This is a genomic window from Pseudonocardia lutea (genome assembly GCF_042658055.1).
In the GTDB taxonomy this organism is placed as follows: Bacteria; Actinomycetota; Actinomycetes; order Mycobacteriales; family Pseudonocardiaceae; genus Pseudonocardia; species Pseudonocardia lutea.
In genome coordinates this window covers 22,123-49,058 of the sequence record NZ_JBHSQK010000076.1, presented here as the reverse complement: position 1 = coordinate 49,058, position 26,936 = coordinate 22,123, and the positions used below count along the sequence as shown (strand labels likewise).

The following is a 26,936-nucleotide window of genomic DNA, read 5'->3' as shown; positions in this document are numbered from 1 at the left end:
CTGGACCGACGACCTACACCACGCCCTGGGACACAACTTCCGGTCCCCGCGAGTCGGGGGTTCCGGTCCCGCGAGTCGGGGGTTCTGGCACCGCGAGTCGGACTGTGTTCTTCGGCGAGTCGGGCTGCGGGCGCCCGAGCCCCCCGCGGGTCGCTGCCGGTGCTGAGTCGAGGAGCAGGTCTGCGGACCCCGGATGCATCGGAGGCTCCCGGAGCTCGGAGGAGCACCGGCACACCCGTCGTCGCTCCCCACCTCCACTCGGGTCCGCCGGCACAGCCGGGAGGTCGGCGGCACACCCGGTCGACGGCCGGTGCGGCGCTTCGACGGGTGTGCGAGGCGGGGCGACGAGCCCTCGCGGACCCCGCCGACATGCCCGTCCTCGACGACCGGGCGGACCGGTGCGGCGCTTCTGTGGGAGAGAGGCGCCGGGCGACGAACCGCTCGCGGGCGCCGGGCGACGAACCCGCTCGCGGGCGCCGGGCGACGAACCGCTCGCGGGCGCCGGCCGACCTGCCGGTCCTTCGACCGGGCGGACCGGTGCCCGCACACCCGGTTCGTCGCGGTACAGGCCGTCGACGGGGTGTGTCACGCACCCGACGGGTGTGAGGCCCGGCCAGAACGGGTGTGCGCGCCGCGCCGGGTGTGCCGCGGGACGAGCGCTATCCCGCGAGCCCTCGCCACCCCGCCGGGCCCTCGCCATCCCGCCGGGCCCTCGCCGCCGGCCGCCGTTGCCACCCCCGCGGGCCCTGCCCCTGCCGGGATCTCGCTACCGCGTCGTGGCCTCGTAGGTGTGGCCCGCCTTGCGGAGGCGCTCGATCAGGGTGTGGCCCATCGCGGTGGCGGGGGTGAGGGAACCGCTGCGGTCGGGGAGGTCGTCGAGGGCGAGGCAGAGCGCGCTCTCCCCGAGCATCACGGCGGTGGCGGCGTAGCCCGGGTCCCCGGAGCCCGCGACCGTGGCGGTGACCGTCCGGCCGTCGACCGTGGTGCCCGTCAGCACGTGCCGGAAGAAGCCCTTGGCGCGGGCCTGCTCGCCGGGCCCCGTCCCCGGCTTCGGCAGCACCCGTTCCAGCAACGCGCGCGTGGGCGGGAACGCGGCCACGCCGACCACGGCGCCCATCGCCCCGGTGATCGCCACGGCCGCCGCCGCCCCGGCGAGGCCCCGCCCCGCCGCCATCCGCTCCTCGTAGCGCAGGCCGCGGCCGTAGCCCCACTCCTGCAGGGCGTTGCTGCGCCGCACGATCCGCGTGTTGAAGGGGGCCATGACGAACGCGGCGGTCCACGACCCGTCCGGCTCCCGGCGGGGCGCACCGGCGTCGCGCGGCTGGACGGGCGCCGGCTCGGCGGCCGGATCCGGGCTGAGCGAGTGCGGGCGCAACGCGATGCGCCGCGCCCCGGGGTCGCTCGCCACGCTCTCCACGTGCCCGAGCAGGGAGGCCAGGGTCCCGCCGCTGAACCCGCCGCGTGCGGTCGCGACCGCACGGACCCGGTCGAGGTCGGCGCCCGCGGCCTCGCGGAGCAGCAGGGTGCCGAGGTCCGAGGGGATGGAGTCGTAGCCGCAGGAGTGCACGATCCGCGCGCCCGTCGCGCGGGCCACGGCCTCGTACCGGTCGATCGCCTCGCGTACGAACAGCATCTCGCCGGTCAGGTCGCAGTAGTGCGTGCCGGCCCGGGCGCACGCCTCGACCAGCGGCAACCCGTACTTCGCGTACGGGCCCACCGTCGTCGCGACGACGCGGGCGGAGCCCGCCAGCGCCGCCAGCGAGGCCGGGTCGGCCGAGTCGGCGGTGACGAGCGGCCAGTCGTGGGCCCGCTCGGGCAGCCCCGCCCGCGTCCGCTCCAGCTTCTCCCGCGACCGCCCGGCGAGCGCGATGCGCACGCCCTCCGGCGCCGCCTCCGCGAGGTAGCCGGCCAGCAGGGCCCCCACGAACCCCGTGGCACCGAAGACGACCAGATCATGCTCGCGCTGCGTGCCCATGCCGGCATCGTGCCGGGCGCCCCGCGGCCCCGCGCGCGGGACGACGGTCACGGTGATCACGACGGGACGGCACGCCCGGGAAGGGCTAGGGTCGGCCCCGACGTCGCGTGCCCACCGGTCCGTCTCCCGAGGAGCCCCCGCGTGCCCGAGTCCCGCCCTCAGACGATCGCCTACCCCGGACCGGGCTCGCGCCCCTTCCGCCGCGACCAGGAGCCCCTGAAACCGCACGTCATCGTACTGTTCGGCGCCACCGGCGACCTGGCCAAGCGCAAGCTGCTGCCCGGCCTCGCCTACCTGTGCGAGTCCTCGCTGGCCCCGGAGGTCCGCATCGTCGGCACGGCGATGGAGGACATGTCCACGGACGAGTTCCGCGAGCTCGCCCACCACGCCGTGCAGAGCTTCGGCACCCACAAGCCGAGCGACGACGGGTGGACCGGCTTCGCCGACAAGCTGACCTACGTCCCGCAGGGCGCCGGGCCGGAGGGGCTCACCGCGGCGGTGAAGGAGGCCGAGGCCAAGCTGGGCGACGACGTGCACCGGCTGCACTACCTGTCCGTGCCGCCGAAGGCCGCCCAGGCGGTGATCGCGATGCTGCGGGACGCGGGTCTCGTCGACCGCTCGCGGGTCGTCATGGAGAAACCCTTCGGGCACGACCTGGCCAGCGCCATCGAGCTCAACGACTACGTGCACAAGGTCTTCGACGAGTCGCAGATCTTCCGGATCGACCACTTCCTGGGCAAGGAGGCGGCGCAGAACATCCTCGCGTTCCGCTTCGCCAACGGCTTGTTCGAGCCGATCTGGAACCGCAACTTCATCGACCACGTCCAGATCGACATCCCCGAGACGCTCGGGCTGGACCAGCGCGCCAACTTCTACGAGTCCACCGGCGCCTACAAGGACATGGTCGTCACGCACCTGATGCAGGTGATGGCGTTCGTGGCGATGGAGCCGCCGACCGCGCTGGAGCCGCGGGCGATCAGCGAGGAGAAGAACAAGGTCTTCCGCTCGCTGCTGCCGGTCCACCCGTGGGACGTCGTGCGCGGCCAGTACAGCGGCTACCGCGAGGAGGAGGGCGTCGCCCGGGACTCGGACACCGAGACCTTCATCGCGCTCAAGGTCGGCCTGGACAACTGGCGCTGGGCGGGTGTGCCGTTCTACCTGCGCACCGGCAAGAAGATGGCCGAGGGCCAGCGGATCATCTCGATCGCGTTCAAGGAGGCGCCGCGGACGATGTTCCCGGTCGGCTCCGGCGTCGGCACCCAGGGCCCGGACCACCTGACCTTCGACCTCGCCGACTCCTCCAAGGTCTCGCTGTCCTTCTACGGCAAGCGCCCCGGCCCGGGCTTCCGGCTGGAGAAGCTGTCGATGCAGTTCTCCACGCAGGAGACCGAGTCCGCCGGCGACGTGCTCGAGGCCTACGAGCGCCTGATCCTCGACGCGATGCGGGGCGACCACACCCTGTTCACCACCGCCGAGGGCATCGAGTCGCTGTGGGAGCGGTCCATGCCGCTGCTGGAGGACCCGCCGCCGGTGAAGAACTACCCGCCGGGGTCCTGGGGGCCCAACGCGATCCATCAGCTCATCGCGCCCAACGCCTGGCGGTTGCCGTTCGAGCGGGCCTGGCGCGAGCGCCGCTAACGGTCCCAGAGCGGGTGCGGGTCGCGGCCGGCGAGCATGAGGAACCGGTCGCGCCAGGACACGTCCACGGGCACGGGGGTCAGCGGCTCGCCGAACCAGCCCAGCTCCCGCCAGCGCGCCGCCTCCGGCTCGGTGCGCTCCCACAGTGCCCGGGCCAGGTGCTCGGTCAGCGGGTTCACCGAGCCGCGGTGGACGGACACCTCGTGCGCCATGAGGGCGGCACCCACCGCCCGCCGCCACAGCAGCTCCTCCGCGGGCGGCCCGTCGCTGCCGGTCGGCGCCGCCGGGTCCGTGACGGCCGCGGCGGCGGCGCAGGCCTTGTCCGAGACCTCGCGGGCCAGCGCGGGCAGGTCCTGCCGGTGCTCCAGATCGGTGAGGTCCGTGAGGGCGGCGAGGTCGGCGTGGTCGGCCGCCCGCCCCGCCAGGAGGTCCGGCAGCTCGGCGTTGGCCCGCACGTGGTGGCGGACCAGCGCGTCGAGCGGGGTCGGCCGCGCGGGATCGGGCGCCGTCGGCAGCGGCGGGACGCGGATGCGCCACTGGTCGGGCGCCACCCCGTCCAGCACCTGGTTCAGCACCCGTTCGGCCTCGATCAGGCAGTCCGCCGCGTGCAGCATCGGTGCTCCCGTCCACTTCGGTGTCGACGTCCGCCGACGATCACAGCATGGGCCCGCCGGCGCACCGGCCGGATGGAGCAAAGTGAGTCACCCGGCCGACGGGGCGACCCGGTCGCGGCGCGTAGCGTGCGGGTGTGGCGGAGGGCGACTCCATCGCGCGGCTGGCCGCCCGGCTGCACGCGGCGACGGCGGGCCGCACGGTCCGCGCGGGCACGTTCCGGCACCCCCGCCTGGCGCTCGCCGACCTCTCGGGGCAACGCATCGAGGCCTGGCGCCCGTGCGGCAAGCACCTGGTGATGCGGACCTCGGCCGGGCTGACGCTGCACTCGCACCTGCGGATGAGCGGCTCGTGGTCAGTGCTGGGCCCGGGGAAGCGGCTGCCGCGGTCGGTGCAGGCCCGTGTGCTGCTCCGGCTCGACGACGACCGCACGCTGGCCGGGATCGTGCTGCCCGTGCTCGACCTGGTGCGGACCCGGGACGAGGACCGCGTCGTCGGGCACCTCGGCTCGGACCCCCGTGCCCGCCTGCGCGAGGCCGTCGCCACCAACCCGCGCCAGGTCACGACGGGCGACCCGCGCCGCCCGCACTGGGTCTACGGCCGGGCCCGGCGGCCCTGCTACCGCTGCGGCACCCCCGTCGCCTTCCGGCCCGCCGGGCGCACCCCGCACGGCCGGGAGACGTGGTGGTGTCCCGGCTGCCAGCGCGAGGAAGCCGGCGGGTCGGCCGCCGAGCCGAGCCGGCCGCGGGAGGGTACGGTCGTGAGCACACTGGTCCGGAGTCGAGAAGCCTGCTCCCACCGCCGAGAGGACGAGATCCCGTGAGCCCCGCTCCCGACAGTGCCGAGCGCGCCGACCCCGGCGCCGTGCCGGGCCTGCCCGAGGTCGCGGCCTGGTGCGGCGCGGCCGGCGACTGGGAGCGCCTCGACGAGCCCGGCAGCGGCATCGAGCTCCACCTCTGCCGTGCGGGTGAGCACCTCCGGGTGCTGGCCGTCCGCGGCGAGATCGACGCCGCCGAGGCCGCCGCCTTCCAGAACGCCGCGATCGACCTGGTCCGCACGGCGAAGTACCTCGTCGTGGACCTGACCGGGGTCCGCTTCCTCGCCTCCCGCGGCCTGGCCGCCCTGGTCCGCACGCAGCGCGCGGCCGAGGACGTCGGGTCGCGGGTCTCCGTCGTCACCGGCGGCAGCCGGGTGGTGCTGCGGCCGATGCAGGTGACCGGGGTGGACTCCCAGCTGCACCTCGTCGGGTCCCTCGTGGAGCTCGAGAGCCCCTGACGGGTCACGCGCCCAGCCCGCGCAGCAGGTCCGCCAACCCGCCCACCGCACGCCCCCGGGTGCGCGCGCTCGTCCGGGCCCGGACGTCGACGGGGCAGACCACCCGGCGGCCCGCGGCCCGCAACCGGGCGAGCAGTGCGTGCTCCTCGCCGGACGGGACCGCCGGGAAGCCGCCGACCTGCAGGAACGCCTCGGCCCGGACGCCCAGGTTGGCCGCGTAGGCGTGCGTGTGCCGGTCTGCGCCGGTGCCGGCGCGGACGAGGTCGGTGTAGCGGCACAGGACGTCCGGCGGCAGGGCCTCCGGGTCGTCGAGGTCCACGACCCCGGCGACGGCGGCGGCGCTGGCCGGGGCGTGCCGCAGGTGGTCGGCGACCCAGCTCGGCGGCACGACGGTGTCCGCGTCCGTGCTGAGCAGCCAGGTCCGGGCCGGCAGCCGGGTCAGCAGGCGCCGCGCGCCGAGCGTGCGCAGCTCGCCGATCGTGCGCGCCGCGGTGTTCCGGACGACCTCGGCGTGCCGGGCGGCGACGGCCTCGGTCCCGTCGACGCACCGGTCCGCCACCACGCACACCGCGCCGGGCAGCCCGGATCCGGCCAGCGCCACGCGGACCGAGCGCAGGCAGGCGTCGATCCGTTCGGCCTCGTCGCGGGCGGGGACCACGACCGCGACCGCCTGGAACGGCGCACCGCCGTCGTCCGGATCGTCGTCCGGGCCGCCGCCCGGCGCGCTCCCGGTCGGCTCCGGCCCGCTCACGGACGACGCAGGACGTGCAGCAGGAACTCCTCGTCCACGTGCTCGACGAGGCGGACGAACCGCGGATCGTCGAGGAGCCTGCGGTGGGTGGCCGCCGCGTCCTGCGGCGCCTCGGCCGGCCACCCGCGCCAGTGCGCGAGCACGACGTCGCCGCCCGGCACCAGCGCCTGCGCGACCCGGTCGGCGACCGCGTCGACGGCGGCGGGGGAGAGGTAGTAGAGGACCTCGCTGAGCACCACGAGATCGACGCCCGTCGGCACCGTGTGCGGGTCCGGCAGGGCCGCCTCCAGCACCGTGACGCCGGGGAGCCCGGCGGTCGTCTCGCGCGTCGCGGCCACGGCGGCCGGGGTGTAGTCGGAGGCCGTGACGGCGGTGCAGCGCCCGGCCAGCACCCGGGTCAGCCCGCCGAGTCCGCACCCCGGCTCGGCGGCGTGCGCGTAGTGCCGGCGCGGCAGGCAGGCCGCGACCACGGCCCGTTTGCGCTCCTCGTACCAGCTGGTCCGGGTGTCCCACGGGTCCGCGCCGTCGGCGTAGAGGTCGGCGAACCGCGCGGCCGGGGCGCTGTCCGGGCGCGGGACCCGGAAGAACAGCTCGCGGCCCGTGCCGAAGTGGGCCAGGACCTCCGGTGGCAGGATCGGCGGGCCGCCGTCCGGTGCCGGGGCGAGCTGCGAGACGAACCGCCCGATCGCGGCGGCCTTGGCGTGCCGGGCGGCCTCGTCGAGCCGGTGCTCGCAGGCGGTCGCCCACGGGACGGCCGGATCGTCGGGCCGCAGCCAGGGCCACATCCAGATGGGATAGGCGAACCGGTGGGCCCGCACCGGTGCCGCCCGCTCGGCGGCCCGCCCGGCCGTGGCGTGGTCGGGGTGCGGGTCCCCGGTCCACGGGGCCAGGCAGACGTCCGCGGACCGCAGCAGCGGGGCCAGCGCGCCGGTCAGCTCGTCCTCGTGGTGGGCGAGCCCGGAGTCGGGCAGGCCGAGCCAGGTGACGCGGGTGCCCGGCAGGCCGAGGGCCTCGAGGGCGGCGTGCAGCTCGGCCCGGCGGGTGCGGCCCAGCGCCGCGCGGTCGGCCGGCGGGGCGTCGGGGAACGCCGCCTCGCCGTCCGTCGCGACCACGAGCTCCACGGTCCCGCCCGCGGCGTGCACCGCGCGCAGGAACCCGGCTGCGGCGAGGGTCTCGTCGTCCGGGTGGGCGGCCACCACGACCAGGTGCCCGACGACCGGGTCCATCGCCGGCGGGGAGTGCGTGGCGAGGGCCTCGACCCAGCCGGGGACGGTGGCGGTCATCGCCGGCCCTTTCCGGTGGCCGCGCCCGAGGCGATCGCACCCGCGATCCCGAGACCCGCCGTGGTCTCACTCAGCACGGCCTCGCCCAGCGCCGCGAGATCGCGTTCGCCGTGGTGCTGGCGCACGTACAGGCCCAGGTCCGCGAGCCGGTCGGCCAGCCCCGCGGCCAGCGCGGCCACCCCGGCGACCCGCGGGGCGAGGTCGAGCACCGTGCGGCAGAGCTGCTCGGCGGCGGCGCGGACCGTCCAGGCCGCCGTGCGGTGCGTGGACCTGGGGTCGGCGTCGACGGCCTCGGCGGTGCGGGCGAGCAGGGCGTCGACCGCCTCCAGCCCGGTGTGCAGCTCGCCGAGCCGGGCAAGTTGATGCGGGTCGGCCCTCTCCCGCAACCGTTCCCGTAGCGCGTCCACGATCCCGGCGGCACCGCCGAGCCAGACCGCGGCGACCCCGGCGCCGCCCCACCAGAACCCCGGCCGGGCGGTGTAGAAACCCGGTTCGCCGACCAGGTCGGTCACCGCGAGATCCTCGAGGTCGACGTCGAGGGTGTCGCTGTCCCGCATGCCCGCGGCCCGCCAGGACCCGGGGTGCCGGACGACCCCGGCGCGGGACAGGTCGAGGTCGACGATCCGGCTGCCGCCCGGGGCGGCGGCGACGACCAGCGCGCGGTCCAGGTCCGGAGCGCCCGAGCAGAACCGGACCCGGCCGTGCAGGACCCACGCCCCGGGTGCACCGGTCAGCTCGGCACCGGTGCCACCCGAGCGGGCCGCCCACACCCCGTACCGGGCGCCGGGCTCGGGCTCGGCGCCCGCCTCCCGCAGGATCGCGACGGCGTCCGTGTGGCCCTCGGCGAGCCGGGCGAGCGGGAGGCTCTCCCGGCCCCACGCGGCCAACCGCGCCCAGCGCACGGCGGTCGCGCCCTGGCCGGGCCCCGGCAGCTCCAGCCCGCCCTCGCGGAGCAGGGCGGTCAGCCGGTCGGCGGGGCGGGTCGCGTCCGGTGCGGGCGCCGGCCTGCCGGGTCCGGCGGACAGCAGCAGTGACACGCGCACCTCCGTGGGGGATCCCACGGTGCGTCGCGTGCGACGCCGGGCTCCCTGTCGAACCGCAGAACGATCGACGGAGAGGTACCCGGAGGGCCGTCCGCTCGCTACTCCTCAGTGACCGTCGCCACGTCCGGGATCGGTTTCCCGGCCGCGACGAGCTCGCTGCCACGCTCGTAGTCCTCGTCCGCCTCGTGGGTGGCCACCCCGACCGCGCGGCCCTGCTCGTCGGCGTACCAGACGGTGAAGGCGCCGCCGCCGTGGTCGACCAGGCGGGCGCGGTCGTAGCCGTCGCCCCAGGCGGCGTACTTGAGGGTGCGGTCGCCGATCTCGGTCCAGAAGCCGGGTACGGCGTCCCAGCGCAGGTCGGCGCCGGCGGCGACCCCGCCCGCGACCGTGCCCATCGCCTCCGCCTCGCCCCAGTGCTCCACCACGAGGTGACGGCCCGCGGTGGCGTTGCGCGCGTAGGCGACGTCGCCGGCGGCGTACAGGCCCGGGACGGAGGCGCGCATGTGCTCGTCGACGACCACCCGGTCCTGCTCGACCCGCAGCCCGGCGGCGCGGGCCAGGGTGACGTTCGGGTCGATCCCGCCCGCCACCAGCACCAGGTCCGCCTCCAGCGGGTCCCGCCCGGACACCCGCACCCGGCGGGGCCGCTGGTCGGGGTCGCCGAGCGGCTCGATCGCCTCGACCTGCACGCCGCCGATCAGCGTGACCCCGTCCTCGGCGAGCCAGCCCGCGATCCGGCGGCCCGCGTCGGCACCGAGCCGCTTCTCCTGCGGCAGGTCCTCGGCGCTCACGACCGTGACGTCGAGGCCGCGCCGGGCCAGGGACGCGGCCGCCTCGCAGCCGATGAAACCGGACCCGACGACGACGGCGCTGCGGGCGGTGCGGGCGGCCGCGCGGAGCTGCTCGGCGCTGGCGAGCGAGCGGAGCATGGCCACGGCGGGCGCGTCGGCGCCGGGCACCGGGAGCGGCTTCGGGGCGGAACCGGTGGCCAGCACGCACGCCTTGAACGTGATGCGGGCGCCGCCGGACAGCTGCGCGGCCCGATCACCCGCGGACAGCGTCGTCACGCCCTGCCGCAGCAGCAGGGTGATCCCGCGGTTGGTGTAGGTGGTGGCGGGGGTCAGCTCGGTGTCGCCCGCCTCGGACTCGCCGCGCAGGTAGCCCTTCGACAGCGGCGGCCGGAAGTACGGCGGGGCGCTGTCGTCCGAGACGAGCACGACGGCGCCGCGGCCCCCGTGGTCGCGGTAGCTGGTGGCGGCGGCGAGGGCGGCCGGTCCGCCGCCCACGACGAGGAGTTCGACATGCATGTGACGGGGCTTACCCGACGGCGGAGATCGACTCACGTGGCCGGGCACGTGGTCGACGCGTCCGCCGCCGGGCTCCCGCGGCTACGCCATCCTCACGGTCAGCGCAGGTGGTGCACCTCCTGCAGGCCGTACACCGGGGTCGGGATCCCCTCGAGCCGGGCCTTGAGCTGCAGCGCGAGGTAGAGCGAGTAGTGGCGGCTCTGGTGCAGGTTGCCGCCGTGGAACCACAGCCCCTCCTGCTGGGTGGGCTTCCACATGTTGCGCTGCTCGCCCTCCCACGGGCCCGGGTCCTTGGTGGTGTCGGAGCCCAGTCCCCACACCTTCCCGACCTTGTCGGCGACCTCCTGGCTGATCAGCTCGGCTGCCCAGCCGTTCATCGAGCCGTACCCGGTTGCGTAGACGACGAGGTCCGCCTCGAGCTCCGAGATGTTCCCCGCGCCGTCGTCGAGCTTCACGGTGTGCTCGGTCAGCTCGACGACCTGGCCCTGCACGAGCCTCACGTCGCCGTTCGCGACCAGGTCCGCCGCGCCGACGTCGATGTAGTAGCCCGAGCCGCGGCGCAGGTACTTCATGAACAGGCCGGAGTCGTCGTCGCCCCAGTCGTGGCGGAAGCCGGAGGCCTCCAGCCGCTCGTAGAAGTCCTGGTCCCGCTCCTTGATCGCCGCGTACACCGGCTGCTGGAAGGTGTGCATGATCCGGTACGGGATGGACGCGAAGGTCATGTCGGCCTTCTGCGTGGTCACCCCGGCGGCGAGCGCGCGCTCGGAGTACAGGTCGCCGAGGCCCAGGTCCATCAGCGAGTCGGACTTGACGATGTGGGTCGAGGAGCGCTGGACCATCGTCACGTCCGCGCCCACCTCCCACAGCGCGCCGCAGATGTCGAAGGCCGAGTTGTTCGACCCGATGACCACGACCTTCTTGTCCTTGTAGGCGTCCGGGCCCGGGTGCCGGGAGCTGTGGTGCTGCTCGCCCTTGAAGACGTCCTGCCCGGGGAGCTGCGGCACGTTCGGCTTGCCGGACATCCCGGTGGCGAGCACGAGCTGCTTCGGGTAGAGGGTGATCTCCTCGCCGTCCCGGTCGACGACGACGGTCCACTCCTTCTTCTCCTCGTCGTACGAGGCGGAGCGGCAGGTCGTGGAGGACCAGTAGTTGACCTCCATGACCTTCGTGTACATCTCGAGCCAGTCGGCGATCTTGTCCTTGGGCGAGAAGACCGGCCAGTTCTTCGGGAAGTCCAGGTAGGGCAGGTGGTCGTACCAGACCGGGTCGTGCAGGCAGAGCGACTTGTACCGGCTGCGCCACTGGTCGCCGGGCCGCGGGTGGCGGTCGAGGACGACGTGCGGCACCCCGAGCTGGCGCAGCCGCGCGCCGAGCGCGATGCCGCCCTGCCCGCCGCCGACCACCACGACGTAGGGCTGGCGGGTGCGGCCCATGTCCTCCTGCTCGGCACGGCGGGCCTCGGACCACGTGACCCGCTCCCGGTTGACGCCGTGCTCGGCGCCCATCGGCCGCCGCTCGCCCTGCGGCTCCTCGTGCCCCTTGAGCTCGTAGAGGGTGGTGAGGAAGGTCCAGGCGCCCTCGTCCGTGAGCCGCAGGTGCCCGCGGCCGCGGCCGACCGCCGTCTCGAAGCCGATCCAGGCGTCGACGACGCCGTCGGCCTCGGTGGGCTCCTCGGTGGCGTGGAAGTTGCGGGCGTCCGTCGACTCCATGGTGGACCGCAGCAGGTCCGCGACGCCGTCGCGGTTCTCGACGGTCCTGATGTTCCAGGTGAACGCGACCAGGTCGCGCCAGAACGACGTCGTCGCGAAGAGGCCGGCCGCCCGCTCGGCGTCCCGGGCCGCGAGCGCGGCCTCGAAGTCGGCGAGCCACGCGTCGACCCGCTCGCGGGCCGCCGTGGGGGTGGCCGGTTCGAGGGTCTGGGTCATGCGGACCTCCCTGTCCGTCTCCCGTACCTGTGGTGCGTGCCACTCCAGCCAAGCCGCCCGTGGCGCGGGGATCAAGGGTTGCAGCGCCGTTGCAACCCTGGTCGGCCGCGGGATGTGGCAGCGTGGGGTCGTGAGCTCCGTACGCCGCATCGGGATCGGGCTGGCCGCGGTCGGCAGGCCCGCGTACATCACCGCCGGACGCGATCGCGACCTCGGCGACGCGCGGGACGTCGAGGCCCTGCGCGAGCGCACGTGGGCGGTGCTCGACGCGGCGTACGCGGCGGGGATCCGGTACGTCGACGCCGCCCGCTCCTACGGGCGGGCCGAGGAGTTCCTCGCGGGCTGGCTTGCCGCGCGGCCCGGCACCGGGGACGTCGAGATCGGGTCGAAGTGGGGGTACCGGTACGTCGGCGAGTGGCGGCTCGACGGGGTGCCGGTGGTCGACCCCGCGAGCTCCGTCTCCGGGCCGGTGGTCGACTCCGCGAGCTCCGGCTCCCGGGTCCACGAGGTCAAGGACCACTCCGTCGAGGCCTTCGCGGAGCAGTCCGCGGAGTCGCTGGCGCTGCTCGGGGGCCGGCTCGCGGTCTACCACGTGCACTCGGCGACGCTGGACACCGGCGCGCTCGACGACGCCGAGCTGCACCGCGCGATGGCCGACCTGCGGGAGCACGGGATCCGGGTCGGGATCTCCACCTCCGGTCCGCGGCAGGCCGAGGCCGTGCGGCGCGCGCTGGAGGTGGACGTCGACGGCGAGCCGCTGTTCACCTCGTTCCAGAGCACCTGGAACGTCCTGGAGCCGTCCGTGGGGCCGGCCCTGGCCGAGGCCGCGGACGCCGGCGCCAAGGTGATCGTCAAGGAGGCCCTGGCGAACGGGCGGCTGGCCCCGGGCGGCGCCACGGCCTCCCGGGACGACCGGATCGCCTCCCTGGCCGACGAGCTCGGCACCAGCGTCGACCGGCTCGCGATCGCGGCGGTGCTGGCCGAGCCGTGGGCGGGGATCGTGCTCTCCGGCGCGGTCGACCCCGCGCAGCTGGCGAGCAACGTCGCCGCCACCGGGCTCGAGATCCCGGCCGAGGTGGAGGACGAGCTGCTCGACCTCGCCGAGCCCGCCGAGCAGTACTGGGCCGCCCGCGCCCACCGCCCCTGGGCCTGACGCCGCGGTCCCTCAGCGCACGCGGAGGACGGGCTTGCCGGGGGCGCGGTCCGGGGAGTCGAGATAGGTGTGGGCGGCCGCGACGTCGTCGAAGTCGAAGATGCGGTCGATCACCGGCCGCAGCGCCCCGCCCGCCAGCCCCGCCCGCACGAACGCGATCGCCCGGCGCAGCGCCGCCGGGTCGCCGGTGACCTCGAAGACCCGGTAGCGCCGCAGCCACACCGCCGCGTACCCGCCGCCGGGCAGGGGAGTGGGCAGTCCGGACAACCCGCCGTGGACGACCACGCTCGCCCCGGGTGCGCAGGCCCTGACGAGCTGGTCGACCTGCGGGCCGCCGACGGCGTCGAGCACCAGGTCGGCGCCGGGGTCGCCGCCGGGATCGCGCACCGCACCGCCGGGGTCGGCCCGCACGAACGCCGCACGCAGGGCCCCGGCCAGCGAACCGCCACCCGGCACCACCCGGCCGTCGCCCTCGTACGGTCCCGTGACGACGACCTCCGCCGCCCCCGCCTCGCGCAGCGCGGCCTCCGGCCCGGGTGCCGGGACGGTCGCCACCGGCACCGCCCCGAGGTACCGCAGCACCTGCAGCGCCGCGACGCCGATGCTGTTCGCCGCCGCGGTGACCACGACCCGGTCGCCCGGCCGCACCCGCAGGATCTCGGCGACCATCCCGTACACCGTCACGTACGGCATCCAGACCGCCGCGCCCGTGACCGCGTCCATCCCCTCCGGCCGACGCACCAGCGCCGCGGCCGGGACCACGGCCTCCTCGCCGTAGACCGGGTAGTCGTTCTGCGAGAAGGCGGGGACGACGCTGACCGCCTCGCCCACGGCCCAGCCGTCGACCCCCGGCCCGACCTCGAGGATCTCGCCGGCCGCCTCCGTGCCCAGCCCCGCCGGCAGCCGCGGGTCCTCCAGGTAGGTGCCGCGGCGGAAGTTGACCTCGGCCCGGTTCAGGCCGACCGCGTCGACCCGGAGGCGGACCTCGCCGGGGCCGGGTGCGCGGACGGGCAGGTCCTCGATGCGCAGCACCTCGGGGCCGCCGAGCTCGTGGAAGCGGATCATGCGTGGCATGCCGTGAACGTAACCGTGTCGGACCGGACGGGCGGCGCGGGCGGGGCCAGGGCCTGCCGAGGGCAGGTCCGAGGGCAGGTCCGAGGGCAGGTCCGAGGGCAGGTCGTGGTGGGGACGGGCGGGGCGACGGGGCTGCCGGGCGCGTACCGCGTCAGGTCCGGCGCCGGGTCGCGCTCTCCGACCGGCGCAGCACGGCCGCGGCGATCCGCACCACGGAGGAGTCCGCGATCACCGCGGCGACGCCCCACGGGCCCACCCAGCCGGACACGGGGTGCCCGCCGGTGGCGAGGGCGGCGCCGAGGACGCCGAGGAAGCTCGCGACCCCGAGCATCCCGAGCACGGCGGTGCCCAGCACGACGTGCGGCACCGGCCGTGCCACCAGGAGGGCGACGGCGACCAGTCCGGCCAGGCAGAGGACCCCCGACAGCACCTGTGCCCACACCGCCCCGCCGACCACGGCCAGCCCGCCGTGCGCCACGGCTGCCGCGGCGACCATCCCGAGCAGGAGCTTCGGCGGCTGCAGGGCGTCGCCGGGGTGCGCGGGTCCGGGCGGGGTGGCGGGCACGGGCCCAGGGTAGGCCCACCCGGTCGTGGCGCCGTGGCGGCTTGGCCGCCGAGCGAGCCGTCGACACACTCACCCCGACCACGTGTGGCGCGGCGAGGGGAACGGGATGGCCGGCGGTTACGGATCGGGCGGCGGGTACGGCACCTGGGACCGCGGGGACGAGACCCGGCGGATCCCGGGGTCCGAGGAGCCGCAGTACGCGCAGGAGTACGAGCCGCCGCGCGAGCCGCGGCCCTCGGTGGACGCGGGCCGGCTGTGGGCGGCGGGCGTGGCCACGGCGATCGTCGCGGCGCTGATCGCGTTGGTCGGCACGCTCATCGTGCGGGCGGTCCTGCGGATCGCCTTCAACGGCCCGGCCAGCTCGGGCGCGCTCGGCGACTCGCGGACGATCCTGCTCTGCGTCCTGTCCGCGGTGGCCGCCCTGGCCGCGACGGGCCTCGCGCACCTGCTGCTCCTGTCGACGCCGCGGCCGATGACCTACCTGTCGTGGATCGTCGGCCTGGTGACCGTGGTCGCGGCCCTGCTCCCGCTGCTCGGCTCCGCGCCGATCGGCGAGCGGGTGGCCAACGCCGTGATCCACCTCGTGATCGGCCTGGTGATCAGCAGTCTGGTGGCGGGCGCCGGGGCCTCGGCGCGCAGGATCCGCTGACGCGGCGCTGACGGCGCCGACCGCCTCCGGCGCGGAGCCGGCGGGCCGGCGGCGCACGGGGCAGGGTGGCGGACGTGAACGGGAGGGCGGAGCTCGGGCGCGGGGGACTGCGCCGGGTGCTCGCCGTGCTGTGCGTGACCGAGGTGACGAGCTGGGGCGTCCTCTACTACGCCTTCCCGGTCCTGGCGCCGACGCTCTCCCGGGACACCGGCTGGTCGACCGGCGCGGTCACCGGGGCGTTCTCGGCCGGCCTGGTCACCTCGGCCCTGGTCGGGATCCCGGTGGGCCGCGCCCTCGACCGGTGGGGACCGCGCTGGCTCATGACGGCGGCCTCCGCGACCGGGGTGCCCGCGGTGGCCGGGATCGCGCTCGCGCCCTCCTACCCGGCCTTCCTCGGCGCCTGGCTGCTGGCCGGCGTCGCCATGGCCGGCACCCTCTACCCGCCGGCCTTCGCCGCCCTCACCCGCTGGTGGGGTCCGCGGCGGGTCACCGCGCTCACGGTGCTGACGCTGCTCGCCGGGCTGGCCAGCACCGTGTTCGCCCCGCTCACCGCGACCCTGCTCGGGCACCTGGGCTGGCGGCACACCTACCTCGTCCTGGCCGGGGTGCTGCTGGTGGTGACCGTGCCGGCGCACCTGCTCGGGCTGCGCGGGCCGTGGCCCGACGCCCCCGCACCGGGGGACGGGGCGCACGCCGATCCCGGACCCATCGCGCGCAGCCGTCCCTTCGTGCTGGTCACGCTCGCGATCGGGCTCGGCGCCTTCACCGCGTTCGCCGTCGTGGTCAACCAGGTGCCGCTGCTGCTCGAGCGCGGGCTCTCCACCGGCACGGCGGCGTGGGCGCTGGGCCTCGGCGGCGTCGGGCAGGTGCTCGGCCGACTGGGCTACGGCCGGCTCACGGCACTGCCCGCGCGGGCCCGGACGGTGCTGGTGCTGGCCGCGCTCGGCGCGACCACGCTGGTCCTCGGCGTGCTGCCGGGCCCCGTCCCGCTGCTCGTCGCGCTCGCGATGCTGACCGGGGCCGTGCGCGGGATCTTCACCCTGCTGCAGGCGACCGCGGTGAGCGACCGGTGGGGCGCGGCGCACTACGGGCGGTTGAGCGGTCTCCTCTCGGCCCCGGCGATGACGGCCACCGCGATCTCCCCGTGGGCGGGCGCCGCGCTGGCCGGTCCGCTCGGCGGCTACCCCGAGCTGTTCGTGCTGCTCGCGGCGGTCGGCGGGGCCGCCGCCCTGCTCGCCGTCGGGACCCGGGCCTCGCCCGGCACCCCTGCCCGCTGAGGGGCGCCGGACGCGCGGGCCGTCAGGCGAGCAGGCCGCGCAGGGCCTCCACGCTGGTGTGCACGTCGCCCGCCGGGCCGACCCCGGTGGGCACCTCGGTGAGGATCGTGTCCTGTTCCAGCACGTACCAGCCCCGGTAGTCCCGCCCGCGCAGGCTCGCGACGATCGAGCCGAAGTCGACGTCGCCGGTGCCGAGCGGGCGGTACATGCCCTCCCGGACGGCGTCGGTGTAGGTCCGGCGCCCGTCCTGCACCTGGCGGGCCAGCCCGAGGTCGACGTCCTTGAAGTGGGTGTGCGCCACCCGCTCCGGGGCCTGGCGGGTCAGCTCGGCCGGGTCGGTGCCGCCGATCAGCAGGTGCCCGGTGTCCAGGCACAGCGAGATCGACGACCCCTCGAGCACCCGCCGGACGTCGTCGCCGGTCTCGACCATGGTCCCGACGTGCGGGTGCAGCACCGTCTCGATGCCGGCCGCGGCGGCGACCGCGGTGATCCGGTCGAGGTTGAGCAGGAGGGTCTTCCAGCCGGCGTCGTCGAGCTCCGGGCGGGAGTCGTAGCCGGTCAGCCCGGTGTCGGCGGAGAGCACGAGGGTGCCGGCCTCGGCCGCCGCGTAGCTCGGCAGCAGCGCCTCGACCTCGGGCACCGGGTCGTGGTCGGGCAGGTGCAGCAGGGTGGGGGTGAACCCGCCGACCGCGGTGAGGTGGTGCGCGGCGAGGGTCGCGGCCTTGGCGGAGGGGTCGTCGGGCAGGAAGCCGTCCGGGCCGAACTCGGTGGCGACGAGCCCCACCTCGGCCATCTCGGCGAGCACGCGCTCGGGCGTGAGCTGGTACCCCCAGCCCGGGACCTCGCACACGCCCCAGGAGATGGGGGCGCCGGCGATCTTGGGTGCGGACATGGTGTGCCTCTCGGGTCGGGGGTCAGTCGTGGGCGCCGACGACGGCCTGGTCCCAGTCCAGGACGGACCCGGTCACCACGCCGCTGCGGTCGGAGAGCAGGAGGACGACCATCTCGGCGATCTCGTCCGGGTCGGCGAGGCGGCCGGCGGGCAGCCGCTCGGCGGCGCGCTCGCGCCAGTCGTCGCCGGCCGCGTGGAACCGGCGCTGGGTGAGGTCCTCGCCCTCGGTGTCCGTCCAGCCGATGTTCAGCTGGTTGATCCGGATCCGGTCGAAGCGATGGGCGTGGGCGGCGTTCTTCGTCAGGCCGGCGAGACCCGCCTTGGCCGCGACGTACGGGGCGAGGACGGGGGCGCCGCCGTTGGCCGCCTCCGACCCGATGTTGACGATCGAGCCGGGGGCCCCGCGGCGCAGCATGTCCTGCACGACGGCCTGCATCGCGAAGAACGGGCCCTTGAGGTTGATCGCGATCTGGCGGTCGAACAGCTCGGGCGTGGTGTCGAGCAGGCTGCCGCGGTCGGTGAGGCCGGCGGCGTTGACCAGCCCGTCGACGCGGCCGAACTCGGCGACCACGGAGTCGACCGCGGCGCGGACCTGGGCCGGGTCGGCGACGTCGCAGGGCCGGTAGAGGGCGGCCGCGCCCAGCTCGCGCAGCTCCGCGGCCACCTTCTCGCCCGGCTCCCGGCGGCGGCCCGTGACCGCGACCGACGCGCCGGCCGGGGCGGCGGCGCGGGCGACGGCGGCGCCGACCCCGGTCGTGCCGCCGCTCACCAGTACGACCTTGCCCTCCAGCAGCATCTAGCAGCCTCGCTTCGCCGAGTGGGCCGCGAGCGTCGCGGCGAAGGTGTCGTCGTCGTGGCCGAGCAGGACCGCCTCGGTGAGCAGGTCGGCCTGCGAGGCCGGGGCGAGCCCGTCGACCGGCGGGTCGCGGTCCAGGTCCGTCGGGAACGCGTAGCCCTCGGCCGCGGCCGCGATGACCTGCCGGATCCGGGCCTCGGCGGCGCCCGCGGCCCGCATCCGGCGCAGCGCCGGCAGCACCGCGCGGCACACCCGGGCCCGGTCCACGTACTCCATGGCCCGCCCGAAGGCCGACGAGACCTGCAGCAGGTTGGCGATCCGCCGGACGTCGGCTGAGCGGTTGGTGCCGGCGCCGTGCAGCAGCGCCGGGTTGAAGAACGCCGCGTCGCCGGTCGCGAGCGGCAGCTGCACGTGGTGCTCGGCGAAGTACGCCCGGAACTCCTCGTGCTCGGCCACCAGGTAGCCGTGCGCGTACTTCTGCGAGTGCGGCAGGTAGAGCGTCGGGCCCGTCTCGACCGGCATGTCGCAGTGCGCCACGGCACCCTGCAGCGTCAGCGCGGGGGTGAGCGCGTGCTGGTGGGCGGGGTAGCGGGCCGCGCCGGCCGGGGTCATGAAGCCGAGGTGGTAGTCGCGGTGCGGGCTCTGCGCGGGGCCGCCCGGGTTCACGACGTTGACCTGGGAGGTGACCTGGTAGGCCGGGCCGAGCCAGGCCTCGGAGACCAGGGCGAGGACGTCGTTGGCGTAGTAGGCGGCGAAGGTGTCCGGATCGGCGACCGCCAGCTTCTCCAGGGCGTTCCAGATCCGGTCGTTGCTGCCGGGCCTGGCGAAGTGGTCGCCGACGGCCGTGCCCGCGGCCTTCTGCTCCTCGATGAGGGCGAAGAACGCGGCGGTGGCCCGGTCGACGACCCCGCGGTCCGGGTAGGCGCCGGTGATCACGACGATCCCGGGGCCCTCGAGCAGGGCTCGCACCAGCTCGGCCTGGACGGCGCGGCGGTCCGCCGCGGCTTCGCGGCGCAGTCGCTCGCCGTCGTAGACCGTGACGCCGGAGACGACCTCGGCGCGGGGGAACGCGGCCGGATCGGTGCCCTGCTCGACGACCGCGCGCAGGTCGTCGAGCCGGGCCTCGGCGGGGTCGAGCCACGCGGGGGCGTGCGGGCGGACGGAGCTCGTCATCGAAGGTCCTCCGGGATCGTGAAGCGGGTGAGGCCCCGCCGGGCGCGCTGGTGTTTTAAAGCGCTTCAAACACGAGAATGGTCCAGTCCGCGGCGGGGTGGTGTCAAGGCCCTCCGGCGGCTCGCCGTCCGGACGGTCCCTCGCGTCGTGGAACCACGATGCGCGTGGAGACCCGGCCCGGGCGCGTTGTGGTTCCATACTGCGGACCGCGGCGGGGCGCGGTCCTGCGAGGAGGTGGGATGGCGGGCAACGGCGGTCGCCGGGTCCGGCTCGACGACGTCGCCGCGGCGGTCGGCGTCTCGCCCGCCTCGGTCTCCCTCGTGCTGCGCGGCGCGCCCGGCCCGAGCTCCGAGACCCGCGCCCGGGTGCTCGAGGCGGCGCAGCGGCTGGGCTACCGGCCCGACCGTGCCGCCAGCCTGCTCGCCCGCCGCCGCAGCCGGTTGATCGGGCTGCTGATCGACGTCCGCAGCCCGTTCCACGCCGACGTCGCCGAGCACCTGCAGGACGCCGCCGAGGCCCGCGGCTACGACCTCGTGCTCTCCACCATCACCCGCAGCCGCGGCGAGGACCGCGCGGTCGAGACGCTGCTCGACTCCCGCTGCGAGGCGCTGGTCCTGATCGGGCCGGACGCGCCCGCCGCCCGGCTCAGCGAGCTCGCGGCCACCGTCCCGCTGGTGCTGCTGTGCCGGCGCCTCGACCCGCCGCCCGCCGCCGACCGGGCGCGGCCGGACGTCGTCCGCACCGCCGACGAGGCCGGCACCGCGCTGGCCGTCGACCACCTGCACGGACTGGGTCACACGGCGATCGCCTACGTCGACGGCGGGCCGGGCACGGTCGCGCAGGACCGCCGCGAGGGCTACCTGCGCGCCATGGCCACCCGGGGTCTGGAGCCGTGGGTGCTGCCCGGCCACGGCACGCCCTCGGGCACCGAGATCATCGGGATCCGCGCCGCCGAGGCCCTGCTCGCGGGTGGCGAGCCGCCGACCGCCGTCGTCGCGTTCAACGACCGCGTCGCCGTCGGCCTGCTCGACGCCCTGGCCCGCAACGGGATCGACGTCCCGGGCCGGGTCTCGGTGGTCGGCTACGACGACGACCCGCTGGCGCGCATGGCGCACGTCGGCCTGACCACGGTCGGGCAGGACACCGCCGGGCTGGCCGGGCGTGCGGTGGAGGCGGTGGTCGCCCGGCTGGACGGCGACCGCGCCGGGGCGGGGCCCGAACAGGTGCTCGAGCCCTACCTCACGGTCCGCCGCACCACCGCGCCGCCGCGCCCCTCCTGAGCCGGCTGCGCAGGGTCAGCAGGGTCAGCAGGGTCAGCAGGGTCAGCAGGGTCAGCAGCGGCCGCATTGTGGTTCCATGGCTCGATCTCCAGCCCGGATCCAGCGCATGATCGTTCCATGATGCGCGACGGGTGCCGTTCAGTGCGCAGGCACCGCGGCGGGGCGCAGGGGGAGGCCGGCGGCGAGGTAGATCGCGTCGAGCAGCTCCGCGATCTCCACGCTGAACCCCATGTCGGCGCCGCGGGGGAGGGGCGCGGTGCCGGTCAGGGAGGCCCGGAGCGCGGCGAGCTGGAAGTCGTAGGTCGGCGTGGTGCCCAGCCGCTCGACCCGCTCGTCGGTCCCGGTCCGCACGATCAGCCGGTCGTCGCGGTGCGGCAGGGCGTACATCGGCGCCAGCACCTCGCCGCGGGTCCCGACGACCCGGTGCGACATCTCCCAGCCCGGCGCGGCGATGTGGCAGTGGATCCGGCCCTCGGCGCCGCCGGGGAAGCGGTAGGTCGCGTCGGCCCACTCGTCGACGCCCGGCGAGCGCTCGCCCGCCCGCGCGTCCTGCAGCGACGGCGTGCCACCCAACGACGGCGCGAGCATCAGCACCGTGTGCACGGCGTAGCAGCCCAGGTCCATGAGGGCGCCGCCGGCGAGGGCGAGGGACCACCGGACGTCGTCCGGCGGGGGAGCGGGCATCCGCATCCGCGTCTCGACGGCCGTGACCTCGCCGATCCCGCCGGACGCCACCACGTCCGCCAGCCGCCGGTAGAGCGGGTGGTGGAAGTAGTGGTACCCGACGAACACCGGCACGCCCGCGGCCGTGGCGGCGTCGCGCACCTCACGGCACTCGGCCGCGGTGCCGGCGAAGGGCTTCTCGGCGAGCAACGCCTTGCCCGCGGCGATCGTCGCGAGGTTCCACGGCGCGTGCAGGGCGTTCGGCAGCGCGTTGTAGACGACGTCGACCTCGGGGTCGGCGAGCAGCGCCGCGTAGTCCTCGACGACCCGCTCCACGCCGAACCGGCGCGCGAAGTTCTCCGCCCGCCCCCGGTCGCGCGCCGCGACGGCGACGAGCCGGTCCTCCGTCCGGGCCGCGGGCCGGGCGAGGGCCTCGTCGGCGATCCGGGACGCGCCGAGCAGCCCGATCCGCAGTCCGCTCACGCGCGCACCCCCGCGCGCTCGTAGCCCGTGCCGGTGTACCGGACGGCGACGGTCCGGCCGGTGCGCCACGACTCGTCCGCCGCCTCGGCGAGGTCGAACGCGGCGAGGGCGTCCTCGCCCGACACGCGCACCGGAGTGCGGTCGAGCACGGCGCGGGCGAAGGCGTCGAGCTCCGCGGCGTACGCGAGCGGGTAGCGCTCCTGGAAGTCCGCGACGAGGTCGCGGCTGGTCAGGCCCGGTGTGCGCCACTCGTACCCGCGGCGGTACGGGTTGTCGATGCGTGCGGTGGCCAGGCTGCCCATCACCTCGGTGGAGCACTCGTAGCCGTAGCCGGAGGCGCGGCTGTTGTCGATCACACCGAGCGCGCCCGAGGCGAACCGCAGCACCACGACGGCGGTGTCGACGTCGCCGACGGCGGCGAAGCCCTCGGGATCGGAGACCGCGGCGCCGTGCGCGGTCACCTCGACGACCTCGCCGACGAGCCAGCGGGCGACGTCGAGGTCGTGCACCGTGACGTCGCGGAAGAACCCGCCGGACCCGGCGAGGAACGACGCCGGCGGCGAGGCCATGTCCCGCAGCGAGCTGCGGAAGAGCGCGACCTCGCCCAGCTCGCCCGCCCGGATCCGCTCCGCCACGGCGGCCCAGTCCGGGTCGAAGCGCCGGTGGAAGCCGACCTGGAACAACACGCCGGCCCGGCGCACCTCCTCGACCGTCCCGACCGTCGTCGCCCGGTCCAGCGCGATCGGCTTCTCGCAGAACACGTCCCGGCCCGCGCGGGCGGCGGTCACGGTCATCGGGGCGTGCGCGCCGGTCGGCGTCGCGATGGCGACGGCCTCGGCCGCGGGGTGGGCGAGGAGGTCCTCGTAGCTCGCCGTCCACGGCACGCCGTAGCGCTCGCCCGCCTCCCGGGCGACGCCGGGGTCGGCGTCGAAGACCACGCCGAGGCGCGCGGCGGAGCACCGCCCGGCGAGGTTCTCGGCGTGGATGCGGCCCATGCGGCCGAGGCCTGCGAGGCCGATGCGGAGCGTGCTCATGAGGTCCTTCCGGGGCGGGGGTGGGCACGCGCGTGCGGCCGGTCCCCACCCGGGGGCCGGCCGCGGACGCGCGGGTCAGCGCTTGAGCTCGTGGGCGAGCTCGGCGAGCTCCTGGCCGCCGGCCATCTCGGCGGTCAGCTCCTCGAGGGAGACCTCGGAGCGCTTCTTGTCCAGCACCCGGCGGCCCAGCTTCAGGATGATGAAGTGGTCGCCGACCATGTAGGCGTGGTGCGGGTTGTGGGTGATGAACACGACGCCCAGGCCGGCGTCGCGGGCGGCGGCGGTGTACTTGAGCACCACGCCGGACTGCTTGACGCCCAGTGCGGCGGTGGGCTCGTCGAGGATCAGCACCCGGGCGCCGAAGTACACGGCGCGGGCGATCGCCACGCACTGGCGCTGGCCGCCGGACAGGGTGCCGATGGGCTGGTTGATGTCCTTGACGAAGATGCCCATCTTCTTCAGCTCGGAGTCGGCGATCTCGCGCATCGCCGCGATGTCGAGCGGGGCGCCCGGGAACCGGCCCTTGCGCAGCTCCGAGCCGAGGAAGAAGTTGCGCCACACCTCCATCAGCCCGACCACGGCGAGGTCCTGGTAGACGGTCGCGATGCCGTGGTCCAGCGACTCGCGCGGGCTGCCGAAGTGCACCTCCTTGCCGTCGACCTTGACGGTGCCCTCGGTGTGCGGGTGCAGCCCGGAGATGATCTTGATGAGGGTGGACTTGCCGGCGCCGTTGTCGCCCAGGACGCAGGTGACCTCGCCGGCGTTGACGGTCAGGTTGACGCCCTCGAGCGCGCGGATCGCGCCGTAGCTCTTGCCGACGCCCTCCATCTCGACGAGGGGGGTGCCGACCTCGAGGTCACGGGCGGCGTGTTCGGCGATGGTGTCGGTCATCGGGGTCACATCCCTACTTGCGCCGCGAGGCGGAGTTCTTGACGTACAGGTTGAGCAGGACGGCGAGCAGCAGCATGACGCCCAGGAAGGTCTTGAACCAGTTGGGGTCCCAGCCGGCGTAGACGATGCCCTGGGTGGTCATGCCGAAGATGAACGCGCCGATCGCGGCGCCGATGGCCGAGCCGTAGCCGCCGGTGAGCAGCGCGCCGCCGACGACCGCGGCGACGATGTAGATCAGCTCGTTGCCCACGCCGAGGCCGGCCTGCACGGTGGAGAAGTTGAACAGCAGGTGCTGGCCCAGGAACCAGGCGCAGAAGGCCACGCCCATGAACAGGCCGATCTTGACCCGGGCGACCGGGACACCGACCGCACGGGCGGAGTCCTGGTTCCCGCCGACGGCGAAGATCCAGTTACCGGTCTTCGTACGCAGCAGGATCCAGGTGGCGACCAGGGTGAACAGGATCCACCAGAACACCGAGACCTTGACGTTGACGAAGCCGAGGTCGACGTCCGACGCGAAGATCGCCTTGGCGGAGGCGAAGCCGTCGAGGTCGGAGATGTTCTCGGTGGCCACGGCGCCGGTCAGCAGCTTGGTGACGCCGAGGTTGATGCCCTGCAGCATGAAGAAGGTCGAGAGGGTGATCAGGAAGCTGGGCAGCTTCGTCTTGATCAGCAGCCAGCCGTTGAGGAAGCCGATCGCCAGGGCGATGATCAGCGACACGAGAACGCCCACCCAGGCGTTCAGCGAGAACTGGTAGCTGATCATCGACGAGGCCAGAGCGGCCGTGGTGACCTGGACGCCGGAGGACAGGTCGAACTCGCCGCCGATCATCAGCAGCGCCACGCCGAGGGCGACGATGCCGATGGTGGACGCGGAGTAGAGGACGGTGGAGAGGGCCTCGGCGGTGCGGAAGGGCGGGGCGATCGCGAAGAAGAACACGAAGATCGCGATCGCCGCGGCGAGGGAGCCGACCTCCGGCCGCGAGAGGATGCGCGCGCCGAGGGAACGCTGCACGCGCACGGGCTCGGCGCCGGTGGAGGGCGTGGACGGGGGCGACGGCGGGGTCGCGACTGGTGAGCTCATCGCTGGACGCTCCTGGTTCGGGTCCCGCCCGCGGGGGGCGCCGGGCGGCGGCCCCCCCGGGCGGATCGGATCAGCGGGTGTTCTTCGCCGCGTACTCGGCGATCTTGCTGATGTTGGTGTTGTCCACGAAGGAGGGGCCGGTCAGGACCGGCTTGCCGCCGCCGAGGTCGTTGCCGTTGGTCAGGTTGAGCCACAGCGACTGCACGGCCATGTAGCCCTGGACGTAGGGCTGCTGGTCGATGGAGAACTGGATCTGGCCGCTCTGGATGGCCTTGGCCACGTCGGCGTTGAGGTCGAAGGTCACGACCTTGGCCTGGCTGCCCGCGTCCGTCTTGGCCTGCAGCGCGGCGAGCGCGATCGGGGCACCCAGTGTGACGACGTCGGTGATCGACGGGTCCTGCTGCAGCTTCGCCCCGATGGTCTGCTGGACCGACGGCAGGTCGGCGCCGTTGACCTGCAGGTTCTCCGTGCTCGGGAAGCTCTTCTTCACGCCGGCGCAGCGGGCCTCCAGCGCCACCGAGCCCTGCTCCTGGACCACGCAGAGGGCCTTGCCGCCGCCGGCCTGGGCGATGCGCTGGCCGGCGGACTGGCCGGCCAGGTCCTCGTCGGAACCGAAGTACATCGGGATGTCGTACTTCTGGTACTCGTTGATGCCCGAGTTGAAGGCCACGGTCGGGATGCCCGCCTGCACGGCCTTCTGCGCGGCCGGCCCGACCTGGTCGGCGTAGGCGAGGGTCACGGCGATGCCGTTGACCTTCGAGTCGATCGCGTTCTGGACCAGCGTGGCCTGCTGGCCGGCGTCCTGGTTGTTCGAGTACTTCAGGTCGACGTTGAGCTCGCTGGCCGCCTGCTGCGCGCCCGCCCGGATCTTGTCCCAGAACGAGTCGCCCGGCTGCTCGTGCGTGATCATCGCGATCGTGAAGCGCTGCGCCGTGGCGTTCGTGTTGGTCTGCTGCGCACCGCCCTGGCTGCTGCAACCGGCCGCGACGAGCGCCGCTCCGGCGAGGGCCGCCACGAGGGCCACGACCCGCTTGCCTGATCGGAACATCCTTGTCCTTCCCGAACTCTCAACGGTGAGTGTGTGGTGCGGTGCTTCTACAGCAACCGGACCGCGGCGTCGACGGCCCCCGAGACGTCGTCATCCGGTGGATACAACAGGGACCGGCCGACGACCAGCCCCTGCACCGTGGGCAGGGCGAGCGCCTTGCTCCACGTGGCGAAGGTGGCCTCCTGGTCGGCGGCCACCTCCCCGCCGAGGATCAGCGCCGGGAGGGTGGTCGCGGCCATCGCCCGCGCCATGTCCGCCCCGCCGTCCCCGAGGATCGGCACCTTCAGCCAGGTGTAGGCCGAGGTGGTGCCCAGACCCGCGGCGACGGTCATCGCCCGGGTCATCGCCTCCACGGTGAGCTCGTTGCGGACCCGTCCGTCGACGCGGCGGGACCAGAACGGCTCGACCATGGCCATCAGCCGGTGCCCGGCGAGGCCGGACACCGCACGCCCGCAGGACTCGAGCGTGGCGACGCTGGCCGCGTCGTCGGCGTCGATCCGCAGGAGCATCTTGCCGCCCTCGAACCCGGCGGCGGCGAGGCTCGCGGGGTCGTAGGCGGTGAACCGGTCGTCGAGCTCGAAGGCGGTGCCGGCGAGGCCCCCGCGGTTCATCGAGCCGACGACCACCTTGTCGTCGAGGACGCCGAGCAGGAGCAGGTCCTCCAGCACGTCCGGCGTGCCGAGGACGCCGTTGACCCCGGGCCGGGACAACGCGAGCGCCAGCCGGTCGAGCAGGTCGGCGCGGTCGGCCATCGCCATCGGGCGCGTGCCCGCGGCCAGCGCACCCCGGGCGGGGTGGTCCGCGGCGACCATCATGAGCCGGCCGTGCTCGCCGAAGGGGGAGGCGGGCCTGCGGCGCGCGGCGGCGGCCTCGGCCACGGCGTCGGGACGGTGCGCGCGGGTGCGCACGAGGTCCGTCAGCACGGCCTCACGCACCGAGACTCACGAGCGGCATCGCCACGCGTCCCCTCCACCGGCCGGCACCCGGCAACCGTTGCCGGGCGGATGATCGGATTCGTTGTGACTCCGAACACCGCGTTAGGTGTACGCTCGTCAGCGCTGTACG

General features: G+C 75.1%; 25 protein-coding genes. 7 read left to right on the top strand and 18 right to left on the bottom strand.

Features of this window, described 5'->3' with window-relative positions:
- Positions 1-766: 766 nt before the first annotated feature.
- Positions 767-2,035, bottom strand: coding sequence for a saccharopine dehydrogenase family protein (locus ACFQH9_RS25440; protein ID WP_379569726.1), 1,269 nt, complete (start codon positions 2,033-2,035; stop codon positions 767-769).
- An 81-nt stretch (positions 2,036-2,116) separates the two neighbouring features.
- Between ACFQH9_RS25440 and zwf the strand changes: the two genes are divergently transcribed.
- Positions 2,117-3,613 (top strand): glucose-6-phosphate dehydrogenase, encoded by a 1,497-nt coding sequence (zwf, locus tag ACFQH9_RS25435; protein ID WP_379569724.1) that lies wholly within the window; start codon positions 2,117-2,119, stop codon positions 3,611-3,613.
- Here the strand turns inward: zwf and ACFQH9_RS25430 are convergent.
- Positions 3,610-4,227, bottom strand: coding sequence for a hypothetical protein (locus tag ACFQH9_RS25430; RefSeq protein ID WP_379569722.1), 618 nt, complete (start codon positions 4,225-4,227; stop codon positions 3,610-3,612). The genes zwf and ACFQH9_RS25430 overlap by 4 nt on opposite strands.
- A gap of 134 nt (positions 4,228-4,361) precedes the next feature.
- Here ACFQH9_RS25430 and ACFQH9_RS25425 point away from each other — a divergent pair, with 134 nt between their 5' ends.
- Together ACFQH9_RS25425 and ACFQH9_RS25420 are read left to right on the top strand one after the other, a co-directional pair.
- Positions 4,362-5,048 carry a DNA-formamidopyrimidine glycosylase family protein gene (locus ACFQH9_RS25425; RefSeq protein ID WP_379569720.1) on the top strand — a complete coding sequence of 229 codons (687 nt, stop codon included), beginning with the start codon at positions 4,362-4,364 and terminating at the stop codon, positions 5,046-5,048.
- Positions 5,045-5,500 (top strand): STAS domain-containing protein, encoded by a 456-nt coding sequence (locus tag ACFQH9_RS25420; RefSeq protein WP_379569718.1) that lies wholly within the window; start codon positions 5,045-5,047, stop codon positions 5,498-5,500. Before ACFQH9_RS25425 ends, ACFQH9_RS25420 begins: the two co-directional genes overlap by 4 nt.
- Before the next feature lie 4 nt (positions 5,501-5,504).
- On the opposite strand, the gene ACFQH9_RS25415 is transcribed toward ACFQH9_RS25420, so the two are convergent.
- The 5 genes from ACFQH9_RS25415 to ACFQH9_RS25395 form a co-directional block, all read right to left on the bottom strand.
- Positions 5,505-6,251: a glycosyltransferase family 2 protein gene (locus ACFQH9_RS25415; protein WP_379569716.1), complete on the bottom strand. Its 747-nt coding sequence runs from the start codon at positions 6,249-6,251 to the stop codon at positions 5,505-5,507.
- Complete coding sequence (locus ACFQH9_RS25410; protein WP_379569714.1) at positions 6,248-7,534, bottom strand: PIG-L family deacetylase; 1,287 nt, start codon at positions 7,532-7,534, stop codon at positions 6,248-6,250. Before ACFQH9_RS25410 ends, ACFQH9_RS25415 begins: the two co-directional genes overlap by 4 nt.
- On the bottom strand, positions 7,531-8,571 hold the full coding sequence (locus ACFQH9_RS25405; RefSeq protein ID WP_379569712.1) for an acyl-CoA dehydrogenase family protein: 1,041 nt from the start codon (positions 8,569-8,571) through the stop codon (positions 7,531-7,533). The genes ACFQH9_RS25410 and ACFQH9_RS25405 overlap by 4 nt, the downstream gene beginning before the upstream one ends.
- Before the next feature lie 104 nt (positions 8,572-8,675).
- The gene (locus ACFQH9_RS25400) at positions 8,676-9,884 is read right to left on the bottom strand and encodes an NAD(P)/FAD-dependent oxidoreductase (protein ID WP_379569710.1); all 1,209 of its coding nucleotides are present in this window, start codon (positions 9,882-9,884) and stop codon (positions 8,676-8,678) included.
- A 98-nt stretch (positions 9,885-9,982) separates the two neighbouring features.
- Positions 9,983-11,809: an NAD(P)-binding domain-containing protein gene (locus ACFQH9_RS25395; RefSeq protein WP_379569708.1), complete on the bottom strand. Its 1,827-nt coding sequence runs from the start codon at positions 11,807-11,809 to the stop codon at positions 9,983-9,985.
- Between the two features lie 112 nt (positions 11,810-11,921).
- Here ACFQH9_RS25395 and ACFQH9_RS25390 point away from each other — a divergent pair, with 112 nt between their 5' ends.
- Positions 11,922-12,962, top strand: a complete 1,041-nt coding sequence (locus ACFQH9_RS25390; protein ID WP_379569732.1) for an aldo/keto reductase — start codon at positions 11,922-11,924, stop codon at positions 12,960-12,962.
- Positions 12,963-12,974: 12 nt separating this feature from the next.
- On the opposite strand, the gene ACFQH9_RS25385 is transcribed toward ACFQH9_RS25390, so the two are convergent.
- The gene (locus ACFQH9_RS25385; RefSeq protein WP_379569706.1) at positions 12,975-14,036 is read right to left on the bottom strand and encodes a zinc-dependent alcohol dehydrogenase family protein; all 1,062 of its coding nucleotides are present in this window, start codon (positions 14,034-14,036) and stop codon (positions 12,975-12,977) included.
- A gap of 151 nt (positions 14,037-14,187) precedes the next feature.
- Positions 14,188-14,601, bottom strand: coding sequence for a hypothetical protein (locus ACFQH9_RS25380; protein ID WP_379569704.1), 414 nt, complete (start codon positions 14,599-14,601; stop codon positions 14,188-14,190).
- Positions 14,602-14,707: 106 nt separating this feature from the next.
- Here ACFQH9_RS25380 and ACFQH9_RS25375 point away from each other — a divergent pair, with 106 nt between their 5' ends.
- Positions 14,708-15,250: a DUF6069 family protein gene (locus ACFQH9_RS25375; protein WP_379569702.1), complete on the top strand. Its 543-nt coding sequence runs from the start codon at positions 14,708-14,710 to the stop codon at positions 15,248-15,250.
- Between the two features lie 74 nt (positions 15,251-15,324).
- A complete protein-coding gene (locus ACFQH9_RS25370; protein WP_379569700.1) occupies positions 15,325-16,527 on the top strand; it encodes an MFS transporter in 1,203 nt (400 codons plus the stop codon).
- Between the two features lie 22 nt (positions 16,528-16,549).
- Here ACFQH9_RS25370 and ACFQH9_RS25365 read toward each other — a convergent pair whose 3' ends face one another.
- Genes ACFQH9_RS25365 through ACFQH9_RS25355 form a run of 3 tightly spaced genes read right to left on the bottom strand, consistent with a single transcriptional unit; the run spans position 16,550 to position 19,388 of the window.
- Entirely contained in the window at positions 16,550-17,419 is an 870-nt protein-coding gene (locus tag ACFQH9_RS25365) for a TIM barrel protein (protein WP_379569698.1), read from the bottom strand.
- Between the two features lie 22 nt (positions 17,420-17,441).
- Positions 17,442-18,215, bottom strand: coding sequence for an SDR family oxidoreductase (locus tag ACFQH9_RS25360; RefSeq protein WP_379569696.1), 774 nt, complete (start codon positions 18,213-18,215; stop codon positions 17,442-17,444).
- Positions 18,216-19,388, bottom strand: a complete 1,173-nt coding sequence (locus tag ACFQH9_RS25355; protein WP_379569694.1) for a phytanoyl-CoA dioxygenase family protein — start codon at positions 19,386-19,388, stop codon at positions 18,216-18,218.
- Between the two features lie 239 nt (positions 19,389-19,627).
- On the opposite strand from ACFQH9_RS25355, the gene ACFQH9_RS25350 reads away from it, so the two are divergent.
- Entirely contained in the window at positions 19,628-20,668 is a 1,041-nt protein-coding gene (locus ACFQH9_RS25350; RefSeq protein WP_379569692.1) for a LacI family DNA-binding transcriptional regulator, read from the top strand.
- 138 nt (positions 20,669-20,806) lie between these two features.
- On the opposite strand, the gene ACFQH9_RS25345 is transcribed toward ACFQH9_RS25350, so the two are convergent.
- The 6 genes from ACFQH9_RS25345 to ACFQH9_RS25320 form a co-directional block, all read right to left on the bottom strand.
- Positions 20,807-21,814, bottom strand: coding sequence for a Gfo/Idh/MocA family protein (locus ACFQH9_RS25345; RefSeq protein WP_379569690.1), 1,008 nt, complete (start codon positions 21,812-21,814; stop codon positions 20,807-20,809).
- Positions 21,811-22,848, bottom strand: coding sequence for a Gfo/Idh/MocA family protein (locus ACFQH9_RS25340; RefSeq protein WP_379569688.1), 1,038 nt, complete (start codon positions 22,846-22,848; stop codon positions 21,811-21,813). The genes ACFQH9_RS25345 and ACFQH9_RS25340 overlap by 4 nt, the downstream gene beginning before the upstream one ends.
- Before the next feature lie 75 nt (positions 22,849-22,923).
- Positions 22,924-23,739 (bottom strand): ATP-binding cassette domain-containing protein, encoded by an 816-nt coding sequence (locus ACFQH9_RS25335; RefSeq protein ID WP_379569686.1) that lies wholly within the window; start codon positions 23,737-23,739, stop codon positions 22,924-22,926.
- Positions 23,740-23,752: 13 nt separating this feature from the next.
- Positions 23,753-24,823: an ABC transporter permease gene (locus tag ACFQH9_RS25330; RefSeq protein WP_379569684.1), complete on the bottom strand. Its 1,071-nt coding sequence runs from the start codon at positions 24,821-24,823 to the stop codon at positions 23,753-23,755.
- 70 nt (positions 24,824-24,893) lie between these two features.
- Complete coding sequence (locus tag ACFQH9_RS25325) at positions 24,894-25,871, bottom strand: substrate-binding domain-containing protein (RefSeq protein ID WP_379569682.1); 978 nt, start codon at positions 25,869-25,871, stop codon at positions 24,894-24,896.
- Positions 25,872-25,918: 47 nt separating this feature from the next.
- Positions 25,919-26,806, bottom strand: a complete 888-nt coding sequence (locus tag ACFQH9_RS25320) for a Cgl0159 family (beta/alpha)8-fold protein (RefSeq protein ID WP_379569680.1) — start codon at positions 26,804-26,806, stop codon at positions 25,919-25,921.
- Positions 26,807-26,936 lie beyond the last annotated feature (130 nt).